Raw genomic sequence first — 12,779 nt, 5'->3', positions numbered from 1 at the left:
CGCAACGCTCACGGGAGGGTGAGGACTTCCGCGCCGTCCTCGGTGACCACCAGGGTGTGCTCGAACTGGGCGGTCCACTTGCGGTCCTTGGTGACGACGGTCCAGCCGTCCTCCCAGATCTCGTAGTCGATGCCGCCGAGGTTGATCATCGGCTCGATGGTGAAGGTCATGCCCGGTTCGATGACGGCTTCCACGGCGGGCTGGTCGTAGTGCAGGATCACCAGGCCCGAGTGGAAGGTGGGACCGACGCCGTGACCGGTGAAGTCGCGGACCACGCCGTAGCCGAAGCGATTCGCGTACGCCTCGATGACGCGGCCGATCACATTGAGCGCGCGACCCGGCTTGACGGCCTTGATGGCGCGGTCGGTGGCCTCTTTGGTGCGCTCGACCAGCAGGCGCACCTCCTCGTCGACGTCACCGGCGAGGAAGGTCTTGTTGGTGTCGCCGTGCACGCCGTGGATGTAGGCGGTGACGTCGATATTGACGATGTCGCCGTCCTGGATGACGGTCGAGTCCGGGATGCCGTGGCAGATGACCTCGTTCAGCGAGGTGCAGCAGGACTTGGGAAAACCCTTGTAGCCCAGCGTCGACGGGTAGGCGCCGTGGTCGAGCATGTATTCGTGGGCGATCCGGTCGAGCTCATCGGTGGTGACGCCGGGGGCAACGGCCTTACCGGCCTCTTCCAGCGCCTGCGCCGCGATCTTGCTCGCGATCCGCATCTTGTCGATGGTTTCGGCGGTCTGCACCCACGGCTCGTGGCCCTCGTTGACAGTCTTCTTCCAGACGTATTCGGGCCGCTCGATCGATTTGGGCACCTCACGAATGGGCGACTGCGTGCCGGGAACGAGAGGTTGACGGGTGCGCACAGACATGCGACCAGACTATCCGGCCGCGCGAAATCGCACGTGGCCAGCCGCACGACGGGTGCTCGCTGAGGCAAGATTCCAGGTATGAAGGTGATCCTCTTCGGCGCGACCGGCATGGTCGGCCAGGGCGTTCTCAACGAATGCCTGCAAGACGACCGGGTCGAACAGGTCCTCGCCATCGGCCGCAGCCCGCTAGGTATCGAGAACCCCAAGTTGCGTGAGCTGGTCCAGCCCGACCCCACCGATCTCGCCGCGATCGCGGACGAACTGCCACAGTTCGACGCCTGCTTCTTCTGTCTCGGAGTCTCCTCCGTCGGCATGAAGGAAGACGAATATCGTCGCATCACCTACGACCTCGCCCTGAAGGTCGGGCGCACCCTCGCTGCCGCCAACCCGAAGCTGACGTTCATCTACGTTTCCGGTCAAGGCACCGACAGCACCGAGCAGGGCCGCTCGATGTGGGCGCGAGTCAAGGGCAAGACCGAGAACGACCTGCTGGCACTTCCGTTCCAGGCGTACATGTTCCGGCCCGGGTTCATCCAGCCGATGGACGGGGTGAAGTCCAAGACGCCGCTGTACCGGGCGGCGTACGCGGTCACCGGGCCGCTGATTCCGGTGTTCCGTCGGCTGGCACCGAACATCGTCAACGACAACCGTGAGATCGGACGCGCCATGATCAATGTCGCGGCGGGTGGGGCGGGAGAGCGGGTGCTTGTGCCTCGGGCGATCGCGGCGGAGGCGGGGGGATCGACCAAATAGGACGTGATAGTCGCTGGGTGAGGCTCTCCCTCCTACCCCTGGATAAACCCATCACCGGTTCACAATGCAGGCTCAGAGATCTAGTTCAGCGTGGTTACCTCGCCTGCCCTACCGGACGTTGGCTGACGCGACTTGGGAGCCGCCAACCCTCGGTCCCAGCCCAGGGACTGCACGCATCACCTTTCAAGACCAAGACCGCCCGGACAAGAACTAGCAAAAACAAGACCCTCGAGACAAGACACGGAAAGACAAAAGCCCCAGACACTCTCGCCGGGGAGACCTCGCACCTTCGAGCCAAGGTCAGGGAGCTCTCGCCGTGGTGAACCGGACATAATTTCACGGTGAGAGCTCCCTGACCTTGATACGGCGGGGCTCGGACATGAGCAGTGTCAGGCCGTGCAGCGGGCAGCCTTCAGCACGGTGAATGCCGTGTTGGATGTGGCGGGCCGAGCTGCGGCTGCCCGCTATTCGGGTGCGCGGTGGGCGATGCGCGCTTGATACGCCAGCCGGGCGCGTCGATTCTGGCTGCGTGCCACCGACTGCGCGATCTGCTCCGCCCGGTGATGCAGATGATTCACGCGTGGAGTCTGAGTCGGATCGACATGCACAGGCTTGATCCACCCGGTGCGTCCAGCGAAGGGTGAATCCTTGCCCATCACAATCGTTTTCCACCCATTCGGGCCGTCGTTCACCAGGGCATGGCAGTGATCGCACGCCAAGGTGAGATTACGCAGGTCGGTGGGTCCGCCCTTGGCCCAATCGGTCACGTGATGCACCGCGCACATACTCGGCGGGGCATCGCATCCCGGTCGGGTGCACCCCTTCTCGGAAGCAATAAGGGCGAGACGCTGTGCGGAGCTGGCCAAACGGCGAGCCCGACGCAAGTGCAGCGGCATGCCGTGCCGGTCGAAAATCGCCAGAATCGGCTTGGTACCAGCCGCCATCTTCAACGCCTCATTGATCGACAGCTGAGTACCGGTAGCGGTATTCGCGATACCCGCGGCGTTCTCCAGATCCTCGAGGCTCATGGTGATCACGGCCTGCACAGGCAGTCCACGGTGCTTGCCGAGCTTGGCGGCATCGATGTCCGGGTTCAGGATCATCGCCAGAGCGTCATGAACACGCATCGCCGCAGTGCGGGTGTCACGGCGTGCGGCAGCCTCGAGGACAGCCTTGTCGACCTTGCCGTAGAACAGGTTCGGGCTTTCCGGGTCATCGAGGTTGCAGACACCGGGGCGGGCGTACTTCGAGATGATCACATCCCACACGGTGCGTACGGTGGGCATGATCCAGCCTTGCACCCAGGACATGCCGTCGGCGCGTTGACGACCGATCGTGATGCCCCGCATACGCTTACGATCCGCGTCCGTGGTCAACGAACCATCCGGATCCAGGCGCGCGGTGATCTCACGCCCGATGCGCGGCAGGTCATCGGGCCAGCCTTCGCGTGAGTAGTCGAGAAGTTGTGTTTCGACCTCGGTACGGGTTTCCGCGTCCACCGCGTCCGGGAGCTGATGCAGGACTTCGATGATGTTGCGGACATGGTCACGGGAGATCTCACCGATCTCGTACGCGTGCGCGGTAGCCGCCAACGCAGGCTCCCGCACATGTCCTGTCGGGTCACGGAATTCACCGACCTGTTCGGTCACTTTCACCCGGCAGGTGGCGTCGTATTTGGTGAGCCGCAACGTATCCCGCAGGTACCGAACAACTCCTCCCGCACCCGAGGTTTGCGGCATCGACCGGTCGGAGACTTCGATGATCAACCGGGAATCCATCGCCGACAACACACGCTTGCACATCTCGCACTGCTGCAAGAACTCCGTGAGCTCATCCTCTGAGAAGTGAGTGAAATCGGTGGAGGCGACAACATTCACCGCGGCGACCAGGTCGGCCATACCGCTCATGTTGGATGATTCCCCCGAATTCATACCCCCATTCTACTCCCGAAGACACTCCATTGCACTCGAATTCCACTGTGATACAACCGTTTTCAGATATTGACCCCTATTGCAGACATGCAATTCCATAGGTAGTACTTGAAGGCATGCGCAACCTATTCGACCCCACCAGACTCAGCTGGCCGCAGCTGCACGATTCGCTGCATGTGTACGTTCTGCCCGACTCTCGGTTCGCGGCATCCGTGGAACCTGCCACCGCGGCGATTCGGCAGTTCGAGTATTGCGCCCCGGTCGCACCGCAGTGGATGCACGCGACCGTCACTCGAATCCCTTGGTGGCGTGGCGAAGTCGGGGAGGCCTCACTGCGGCGGTTCGGGGAGACCCTCGATGCGATCACGGCCGGGATCGGTGCGTTCTCGATTCCGATGGTCGGACCGGTCGTGCATGACACCAGCGTCGGGGTGGTGGGTGAGGCGGGCGCGGCGTGGGGAAGTCTGCTCGACCGCACACGTGCTGCCGCCGAGCAGGTTTTCGGTGACGTGCGCCCGATGCCGCCCGCGCCGCCGATGCCGCACGTGTCCCTCGGGTATGGGATCGAGGACTGCGACTCGGGTGGACTGGAGTGGGCACTGCGGACGGTCGACACCCCGGCCACCCTTGCCATTGCGGCAGCGTATTTCGTTGCGGTGCATGCGAACCCAGACGATGGCACTTTCACTTGGGACAGGATCTCGTCGCATGCGTTGGCGATCGTCGACTGATCACCGGCGTTCGCGACTACGAACTGGAATTCACGGTTTCGTGGCCGCTCGCAGCGTCGCGGAGGGCGAGGGCGGGTGCCATTGCGCCGTTGAAGGCACCGATGCAGATCTGGGCCAGCTCTTCTCGGGAGATCGACTGTGACTGTAGCCATTCGACGCATGCGGTGCGGCCGAAGACCAGCCAGCCGTGGACTGCGATGGCCCCGAGCTCGCGGGCGTGGCCGGTGAGGCCGAGTTTGTCGAGTAGGTGGCGGCCGACGGTGTCGAGTTCGTCGGCGATGATCGCTTGGATGGCCGGATCACCGGACAGCGCACCGCGATTCACAGTGATTCCGGTGCGCGAGTTCTCGACGAAGTACTGGATGTGGGTGTCGACCGCTGCTGCCAGCAGTTGCGGGAAGGGGCGGTCGTCGTCGAGGTCGGCGGCGGCGAGGAGGCGGTCGCTGGAGCGCTGGAAGATGGCGGCGTAGAAGTCCCGCTTGTTCGGGAAGTAGTGGTACATGAGGCCGCGGGTGACACCGGCGCGCTCGGCGACCTCCTCCATGAGGACGTCCTCGTAGGGCTTGTCCGCGAACAGTGCCGCGCCGACATCGAGCAGCTGGTCACGGCGCTGCTGGGGGCTCAATCGTCGACCTGCCATCCGCCCCACTTTACTTGACACGTGTACAACAGTTGGTATTCTCGGCTTTGTTGTACACGTGTTGAATAAGACGGAGGTTCGACCATGAGCACATCGACCGTCACTCCCGCTCCCCCTACCGTGCCCGGATACGTGGACTGGATCGCGAAACGTCTACTGCGGTCACGTCTGCACCCACTGCTGAGCCGACGCACCATGTTGCTGTCGTTCACCGGTCGCAAGAGCGGCAAGCTCTACGTGGCCGTGGTGCGCTACATTCGCGACGGCGATCTGGTTACCTGCTACACCGACAGCAAGTGGTGGATCAACCTGCGCGACAACGCAACTGTCGAACTTCTCATCGGCGGTCAGACGCGAGCCGGGGTCGCGGAGGTCGTCGAGGATCCGGCAGCCGTTGCCGACAGCCTGACGGCGTTCCTGCACGCCACGCCCGGGGATTCGAAGTACTACGGTGTGCGCCGCGACGCCGACGGCCTGCCCGACCCGCACGACATCACCGAAACAGCCAAGCGCACCAAGCTGATTCGAATCACCCTGGCGCAGCCCGCCCGTTAGCTCGACGACCGGGTCAGACCGGCGGGGACTGGCGGATGGCGGTGAAGATCCGCAGGCAGTGGGTGGTCATGTCGGCGGGGGTGTAGGCGGGATGGTCGGACCACCAGGCGATGGTGGTGGAGACGATGCTGAACCACCAGGCCAGCAGCAGGGAATGGTCTTCGGGGGTGGTGATGCCGGATTCGGTGAGGACCTCGGTGACGCCCTGGGAACCCATGGTGTTGAGCGCGGTTTGGTAGGCGTGCGCCTGGTCGTAGGCAGCGCTGGGGCGGGGCAGGGTGGTGTCGTAGATGATTCGCCAGTTCTGGGTGCGGCCGTCCAGCGCTTCGAAGATGCCCGCGAGGGTGGCGAGAGCCTTGCCCTGAGCGCCGTGCACGACCTGGGCGCGGGCGACCGCTTCGACGAGGCTCTCCCCCGCGCGCCGCACGCAGGCCGCGTGCAGACCGTCACGGGAACCGAAGTAGGTGTAGATCAGCGGCTTGGAAACGCCTGCGGCGGTGGCGATGTCGACGAGGGAGGCGTTGGCGTAGCCGCGGGTGCCGAACTCGGTGGTGGCGATGTCGAGGAGCTGCTGTTCGCGTTGGTCCCGGGGCACGCCCTTGGTTCCGGCTCGGCTCCCGGTCACGGCCGGGCCGCCGCCGGATCGATGAGGACGCCGGGGTTGAGGATGCCGGTGGGGTCCAGGGCCGATTTCGAGGCGCGCAGGGCGACGGCGAACGGTTCGGGGCGCTGCTGGTCGTACCAGGGGCGGTGGTCGCGGCCGACGGCGTGATGGTGGGTGATGGTGCCGCCGGAACTCGACAGCGCTTGTGAGACAGCGGCTTTGATCTCGTCCCACTGTTCGGCGGTGCGGCCCCAGGTGCCGGCGGCGTAGATGCCGAAGTAGGGGGCGGGGCCGTCGGGGTAGACGTGGGTGAAGCGGCAGGTGACCACGCCGGCGATGCCCAGGGATTCGAAGGCCTTGGCGGCGGCCGCGTGCACGGCGTCGCGGAGTTCGTCGAAACGGTCCCAGGTGCAGGCGGTTTCGAAGGTTTCCACGATCATCGACTGGGCGGCCAGGGCGTCGCGCTGATACGGCATGCGCAGGAACGACGAGCGCCAGGTGTCGGCCGCGCCGGTGCGGGCCTGGTCGTGTTCGGCGTCGGCGGAGCGGACGCCGTCGGGGACGCGGCCGCCGTGGTCACGGCAGATCTGCAACGCCCACGACATCGGTTCGTCCACCGGGTGATCGGCGGATTCGAAGCCGAGCACCAGCACACCGCCGGAGGTGGGGGTGCCCGCGTTCAGGAACGCCTCGACCGGGTCGAGCAGGCGGCAGTTGGCGGGGAACAGGCCGGACTGGGCGATGCCGCGGGTGGCGGCGACGGCGGCGGCGTAGTCGTCGAAGAGGACCGAGGCGCCGACCCGCCAGCGCGGGCGGACCTGCACGCGCATCCACGCCTCGGTGATCACGCCGAGGATGCCCTCGGAACCGAGGAACATGCGATCCGGTGACGGGCCCGCGCCGGAACCGGGCAGGCGACGGGATTCGCTGATGCCCACGGGGGTGACCACGCGCATCGATTCGACCATGTCGTCGATGTGGGTGTAGACGGTGGCGTAGTGGCCGCCCGCGCGCGTCGCCAACCAGCCACCGAGCGTGGAGAATTCGAAGGACTGCGGGAAGTGGCGCAGGGTCAGGCCTTCGGGGCGCAGTGCCTGTTCGAGGTCGGGGCCGAGCATGCCCGCTTGGATTCGGGCCGCGCGGCTCACCCGGTCGATCTCCACGACGCGGTTGAGACGGCCAAGGTCGAGGGATACCGCTCCGGCGTAGTCGGCGGTGTCGCGGGGTTCCACGCCGCCGACCACCGAGGTGCCGCCGCCGAAGGGGATCACCGCGATCGCGGAGTTCGCGCACCAGTCCAGGACGTCGACCACGTCCTGTTCGGTGCGCGGGCGCAGCACCAGGTCGGGGGCGTTGTCGACGCGGCCGAGCAAGGTGCGCACCACATCCCGGAACGCCTGGCCGTGGCCGTGCGCTACTCGATCGCCGAGATCGCCGGAGGCCAACTCCGCCAACGACTCCGGTGCTTGGATCCGGGCGGCCGGGACGGTCAGCTCGGTGAGTTCGGGCGGCTCGTGCGCGGTCAGATCCGCGCCGGGCAGCAGGTTCGCGACGCGTGCGGTGAGGGCGGTGCGTTCCGCCCCGGTGACCGCGTCCTCGACGTTGCCCCAGCCCCACCACGACCTCGTCACTGACGTCTCCTTCCGCACCGCTCGGCAATTGATCGAAAGGTAATTTACTCCAGAGTCAATTGCAAGAACCAGCTTCCGACCCGCAGGTCCGCAGCCCGGGAATTCTTCCGGACCGTGGTCCGTTTATGCTCTAGGTTGACTTGGAAACAATGTCTGGAAGGGGCTGCGGCCGTGGAACTGGGACTGACGACATTCGCCGAGACGCATCCCGTGAGTGGCGACGGGCCGGTGCCGAGCGCCGCCGAACGACTGCGACAGGTGGTCGAGGAGGCGGTGGCCACCGAGCAGGCGGGGCTGGACGTGTACGGCGTCGGCGAGCATCACCGCAAGGACTTCGCAGCCTCCTCCCCCGCCGTGGTACTGGCGGCCATCGCTTCGCGCACCGAGCGGATCCAACTGACCAGCGCGGTTACCGTGCTCAGCTCGGCCGATCCGGTGCGGGCGTATCAGGACTTCTCGACCCTGGACGGGCTGTCCAACGGGCGGGCCGAATTGATGGCGGGGCGTGGGTCTTTCACCGAATCGTTCCCGCTGTTCGGCTACGACCTGTCGGACTACGACGACCTGTTCGAGGAGAAGTTGGCGTTGCTGCTGAAGCTGCGCGACGAGGAGCCGGTGACGTGGTCGGGCAAGTTCCGGGCACCGTTGAAGGACGCGATCGTGTATCCGCGCACCGAGAATCGGCCGCTGCCGGTCTGGATCGCGGTGGGTGGGAGTCCCGAATCTGTGGTTCGCGCAGGGCTTTTGGGGTTGCCGCTGGCGATCGCGATCATCGGTGGGCAGCCCGCGCGGTTCAAGCCGCTGGTGGATCTCTATCACCGGGCACTGGACGAGGGCGGGCACGAGCGGCAGCCGGTGGCGGTGCACGCGCACGGGTACATCGCCGAGACGGACGCGGCGGCGGTGGAGGATTTCTATGCCTCCTACGCTCGGGCCATGTCGGGGATCGGGCGTGAGCGCGGGTGGGGGCCGATGACTCGGCAGCAGTTCGACGCGCTGCGGTCGCAGAGCGGTTCGCTGTTCGTGGGCACGCCGGACTATGTGGCGGGCAAGATCGCGGACGTGCGGGACACACTGGGGCTGGATCGGTTCATGTTGCACGCCAGTGTCGGGACGCTGCCGCACGGGAAGGTGCTGCGGACGATCGAATTGCTCGGCGAGAAGGTCGCGCCTCAGGTGCGCTGAGACGCAACGGGTTTCGACGGCTCAGTAGTCGCTGAGCTTGGCCTGGAAGGCGATGCGGTCGCCGCGGTACAGCGATCGCACCCGCTCTATCGGTACGCCCTCGCCATCGACGCTGCGGCGGTGCAGCAGCAGCATGGGGAGGGCGGTCGTGCATTCCAGCAGGCCCGCCTCGCGCGGGGAGGCGAGGACGGTTTCGATGCGTTCGGTGGCGACGGCGTAGACCACGCCCATGCCGCGGGTCGCGGCGTACAGCGAGGTCTCGGGGTTGTAGAAGTCACGCAGTACGGCGAAGCGGGGCAACGGCATCCAGGTGCTCTCCAGGCCGATGCGTTCACCGTCGGCCAGCAGGACACGTTCCAGGTGCATGACCGTGGTGCCGGGGCGCACGGCCAGATCGCGGGCGGTGTCCTCGTCGGCGGGGATGTCGGTCCAGCCGACCAGTAGTCGACCGGGCTTGCGGCCGAACTTGATCGCGCCCTCGGTGTAGGAGCGCAAGGACAAGGGCTGCACCATTTTCGGGCGCGAGACCACGGTGCCGCGGCCCTGGCGGCGAATGCGGCCCTCCACCAAGAGTTCTCGCATGGCCTGGCGGACGGTTTCGCGGGCCACGCCGCAGCGCAGGGCCAGTTCGCGTTCCGACGGCAGCGGATCGCCCTCCGAGAGCGAGCCCAGTAGCGACTCGAGCTCGGCGCGCACGCGGTACGACTTCGGCATGCGGCCGCCGGATTCGGGGTCGATGGTGGCGAAATCGCCGCCAGACCGCTGGGTGCCCTCCCCGGCAACCTCCGTGGTGTCCATGGGCACAGCGTACACAAGTTTGGTCTATACCAATTGTTTACCCAGCGTTAGCGTAGGAAACACTCCAAGGTCTAGACCATTGCCCAGGATGATCCCCATGCGATTGGTCATCATCGGCGGAGGCATTCTCGGCACCGCCCACGCCCTCGCCGCTATCGGACGTGGTCACGAAGTCGTGCACCTGGAACGCGAGGTGGAGGCCCGCGGGGCCACCGTCCGCAACTTCGGGTTGGTCTGGGTATCCGGGCGCAGCGACAGCGAATTGGAGCTCACGCTGCGTTCGCGACAGCTGTGGGAGGAGATCGGCGGCAAGGTGCCGGGCGTGGGGTTCCGCCCGGCGGGCTCGATCACGCTGGTGCGCACCGACAACGAGCTCGCGGTGGCCGAGGCCGCCGCCGCCCACCCGTCGGCCGGCGAGCGCGGCTTCGAACTGCTCGACGCCGAACGGGTCCGGGCGCTCAACCCGGCGCTGCGCGGCAAATTCCTTGCCGGGCTGCACTGTTCGTCGGATGCGGCGGTGGAGTCGCGGCAGGCGCTGCCCGCGCTGCGGCGGTACATGGAGGCCAGCGGGCGGTATACCTTCCTGGCCGGGACCGAGGCGCGCAGCGTCACCGGCACCGCGGTGTTCGACGACCGGGGTCGTCGTCACGACGGTGATCTGGTGCTGGTCTGCCCGGGTGCGGTGCACACGGGGCTGACCCGGGAGCTGGCCGGGGATCTGCCGGTGCGGCGGGTGCGGTTGCAGATGATGCAGACCGCGCCGCTGGGTGAGCCGCTCACCACGGCCATCGCCGACGGCGACAGCTTCCGGTACTACCCGGCTTTCGCGGGGCCGGAGCTGGATCGGCTCAATCGTGAAGAGGCACAGCCGTTCACGGCCGCGCAGCACAAGATGCAGCTGCTGGCGGTGCAGCGGTTGCACGGTGGGCTCACCATCGGTGACACCCACGAGTACGACGAACCGTTCACCTTCGATGTGGACGAGGCCCCCTACGAGCACCTCACCGGGGTGATCGAAGAGCTGCTGGGCCGCAAACTGCCGCCGATCGTGCGGCGCTGGGCGGGCGTGTACAGCCAGTCCATCGATCCGAGCGCGATCGTCACCCGTGCGCAGGCCGCCGACGGCGTCTGGGTCATCACCGGGCCGGGCGGCCGCGGTATGACGCTGGGCCCGGCGCTGGGTGAACAGACCGCCGACCTCCTCGACCTCTAAGGAATCACTGTGTCCGACAAGCAGATCGAACTCGCCGTCCTCGACATGGCGGGCACCACCGTCGCCGACGACGGACTGGTCGAGCGGGCCTTCGAGGCCGCCATCACCGCCGTCGGGATTCCGGCGGAGGGCGCGGAGCGCGAGGCGGCGCGGAAGTTCGTGCAGGAGACCATGGGTCAGTCCAAGATCTGGTGCTTCCGCACGCTGCTCGGCGACGAGGAGCGGGCGCAGCGCGCCAACCGCGCCTTCGAGGCCGCCTACGCCGAGTTCGCCGAGGCCGGGGTGAGCCCGATTCCCGGTGCGGTGGAAGCCATCTCGGCGCTGCGGGCGGCCGGGATCAAGGTCGCGCTGACCACCGGGTTCAGCAAGGAGACCCAGACCAAGCTGCTGAACGCGCTGGACTGGAACGAGATCGCGGATCTCACCCTGGCGCCCTCCGACGCCGGACGCGGGCGGCCCTTCCCCGACATGGTGCTGACCGCGGTGCTGCGGCTCGAGGCCGACGCGGTGGATCGGGTTGCGGTGCTGGGTGATACGTCCAGCGATATCGCCACCGGGCTGGCCGCCGGCGCGCGCATCGTGGCGGGCACGCTGACCGGCGCGCACGACGAGGAGCAGCTGCGGGCCGCCGGAGCCACCCATGTGGTGCCCTCGATCACCGAGTTCGCGCAGCTGCTGCTGGCCGAGCGCGGCTAGAGAATTCCGCCGCCGGGCGCGCCTCGCGCGGCGGCGGAGTACCCATCCATCCCTTCGATTCGATCGTCCCCTGAACTGAAAGTTGCAGTCATCGTGCGTAATTCGAACACGCGCCTCGCCCGCACCATCGCGCGCACCGCACTGATCCTCACCTCCGCGACCGCGGTCGCCTTCAGTCTGACCGCCTGTGGCGGCACCGGCAGCGACTCCTCGGGCGGCAAGACGGTGACCGTCTACTCCGCCGATGGTGTCGGCGACTGGTACAAGAGCGAATTCGCCAAGTTCAAGGACCAGACCGGTATTTCGGTCAACCTGGTCGAGCTGGGCTCCGGCGAGGTCGTGTCTCGCGTGGAGAAGGAACAGTCCAACCCGCAGGCCGACGTGGTGGTCACGCTGCCGCCGTTCATGCAGAAGGCCGACAAGTCCGGGCTGCTGGCGCCCAGCGGCGTCGACACCAGTGCCTTCCCGGCCACCGACAAGGACGCCAAGGGCGACTGGGTGACGCTGGCGGGCAACTACCTGTGCTTCATCGCCAACCCCTCGGTCGAGGCCGCCAAGGTCACCTGGGACGACCTGCTCAAGCCGGACTACAAGGGCAAGATCCAGTACTCCACCCCCGGTCAGGCCGGTGACGGCACCGCCGTGCTGGTGCTGCTGCAGCAGCTGATGGGCAAGCAGGGCGCACTGGACTACCTGGGCAAGCTGCAGGCCAACAATGTCGGGCCGTCGTCGTCGACCGGCAAGTTGCAGGCCAAGGTCGACAAGGGCGAGATCCTGGTCGCCAACGGCGATGTGCAGATGAACCTGGCCACCATCAAGGAGCAGGGTTCCAAGTTCTCCGTGTTCTTCCCGGCCACCGCCGACGGCAAGCAGTCCACCGTGGCACTGCCGTACCTGATGGGCCTGGCCAAGGGCGCGCCGCACTCCGACGCCGGTAAGAAGCTGATGGAGTTCCTGCTCTCGGCCGACTCGCAGAAGACGCTGACCGACGCGTTCGCCGTCTCCGCGCGCACCGATCTGAAGGATGCCGCGGCCCCCGCGGGCACCGTCTCCCCCGCCACCGTCGTGAAGAACGTCGAGATCGTGCACCCCGACTGGAACACCGTGCTGGACAGCCTGGATGCCGATGTCGCGGCGTACACCAAGGCCACCGGCAGCTAATTCCCTCAG

The 12,779-nt window shown here is 66.6% G+C and carries 13 protein-coding genes; 7 read left to right on the top strand and 6 right to left on the bottom strand.

All coding sequences use genetic code 11. The features are described from left to right. Positions 1-8 precede the first annotated feature (8 nt). A complete protein-coding gene (map, locus tag OG300_RS02840; protein ID WP_405491811.1) occupies positions 9-872 on the bottom strand; it encodes a type I methionyl aminopeptidase in 864 nt (287 codons plus the stop codon). A 78-nt stretch (positions 873-950) separates the two neighbouring features. Between map and OG300_RS02835 the strand changes: the two genes are divergently transcribed. Beyond that, entirely contained in the window at positions 951-1,625 is a 675-nt protein-coding gene (locus OG300_RS02835; RefSeq protein WP_405491809.1) for an epimerase, read from the top strand. A 464-nt stretch (positions 1,626-2,089) separates the two neighbouring features. Here the strand turns inward: OG300_RS02835 and OG300_RS02830 are convergent, their stop codons facing one another. Then, entirely contained in the window at positions 2,090-3,556 is a 1,467-nt protein-coding gene (locus OG300_RS02830) for a DUF222 domain-containing protein (RefSeq protein WP_405491807.1), read from the bottom strand. A gap of 116 nt (positions 3,557-3,672) precedes the next feature. Here OG300_RS02830 and OG300_RS02825 point away from each other — a divergent pair, with 116 nt between their 5' ends. Continuing rightward, positions 3,673-4,287, top strand: a complete 615-nt coding sequence (locus tag OG300_RS02825) for a hypothetical protein (RefSeq protein WP_405491805.1) — start codon at positions 3,673-3,675, stop codon at positions 4,285-4,287. A 16-nt stretch (positions 4,288-4,303) separates the two neighbouring features. Here OG300_RS02825 and OG300_RS02820 read toward each other — a convergent pair whose 3' ends face one another. Next, entirely contained in the window at positions 4,304-4,927 is a 624-nt protein-coding gene (locus OG300_RS02820) for a TetR/AcrR family transcriptional regulator (RefSeq protein WP_405491803.1), read from the bottom strand. 84 nt (positions 4,928-5,011) lie between these two features. Between OG300_RS02820 and OG300_RS02815 the strand changes: the two genes are divergently transcribed. Beyond that, positions 5,012-5,482: a nitroreductase/quinone reductase family protein gene (locus OG300_RS02815; protein ID WP_405491801.1), complete on the top strand. Its 471-nt coding sequence runs from the start codon at positions 5,012-5,014 to the stop codon at positions 5,480-5,482. A gap of 13 nt (positions 5,483-5,495) precedes the next feature. On the opposite strand, the gene OG300_RS02810 is transcribed toward OG300_RS02815, so the two are convergent. Both OG300_RS02810 and OG300_RS02805 read right to left on the bottom strand, forming a co-directional pair. After that, positions 5,496-6,107, bottom strand: coding sequence for a TetR/AcrR family transcriptional regulator (locus tag OG300_RS02810; protein WP_405491799.1), 612 nt, complete (start codon positions 6,105-6,107; stop codon positions 5,496-5,498). Then, positions 6,104-7,717, bottom strand: coding sequence for an FAD-binding oxidoreductase (locus OG300_RS02805; RefSeq protein ID WP_405491797.1), 1,614 nt, complete (start codon positions 7,715-7,717; stop codon positions 6,104-6,106). The genes OG300_RS02810 and OG300_RS02805 overlap by 4 nt, the downstream gene beginning before the upstream one ends. 171 nt (positions 7,718-7,888) lie before the next feature. Here OG300_RS02805 and OG300_RS02800 point away from each other — a divergent pair, with 171 nt between their 5' ends. Next, positions 7,889-8,902 (top strand): LLM class flavin-dependent oxidoreductase, encoded by a 1,014-nt coding sequence (locus OG300_RS02800; RefSeq protein ID WP_405491795.1) that lies wholly within the window; start codon positions 7,889-7,891, stop codon positions 8,900-8,902. Between the two features lie 21 nt (positions 8,903-8,923). Here the strand turns inward: OG300_RS02800 and OG300_RS02795 are convergent, their stop codons facing one another. After that, on the bottom strand, positions 8,924-9,616 hold the full coding sequence (locus tag OG300_RS02795; protein WP_405498449.1) for a GntR family transcriptional regulator: 693 nt from the start codon (positions 9,614-9,616) through the stop codon (positions 8,924-8,926). Positions 9,617-9,797: 181 nt separating this feature from the next. Here OG300_RS02795 and OG300_RS02790 point away from each other — a divergent pair, with 181 nt between their 5' ends. The 3 genes from OG300_RS02790 to OG300_RS02780 all read left to right on the top strand — a co-directional run bounded on the left by OG300_RS02790 (position 9,798) and on the right by OG300_RS02780 (position 12,770). Then, complete coding sequence (locus OG300_RS02790; RefSeq protein WP_405491793.1) at positions 9,798-10,913, top strand: TIGR03364 family FAD-dependent oxidoreductase; 1,116 nt, start codon at positions 9,798-9,800, stop codon at positions 10,911-10,913. Positions 10,914-10,922: 9 nt separating this feature from the next. Next, positions 10,923-11,609 carry a phosphonatase-like hydrolase gene (locus OG300_RS02785; protein WP_405491791.1) on the top strand — a complete coding sequence of 229 codons (687 nt, stop codon included), beginning with the start codon at positions 10,923-10,925 and terminating at the stop codon, positions 11,607-11,609. Between the two features lie 93 nt (positions 11,610-11,702). Next, a complete protein-coding gene (locus OG300_RS02780; protein WP_405491789.1) occupies positions 11,703-12,770 on the top strand; it encodes a 2-aminoethylphosphonate ABC transporter substrate-binding protein in 1,068 nt (355 codons plus the stop codon). Positions 12,771-12,779 lie beyond the last annotated feature (9 nt).

This window comes from Nocardia sp. NBC_00511 (assembly GCF_045161165.1).
Taxonomy (GTDB): Bacteria; Actinomycetota; Actinomycetes; order Mycobacteriales; family Mycobacteriaceae; genus Nocardia.
This window is presented reverse-complemented; position numbering and strand designations above follow the sequence as displayed.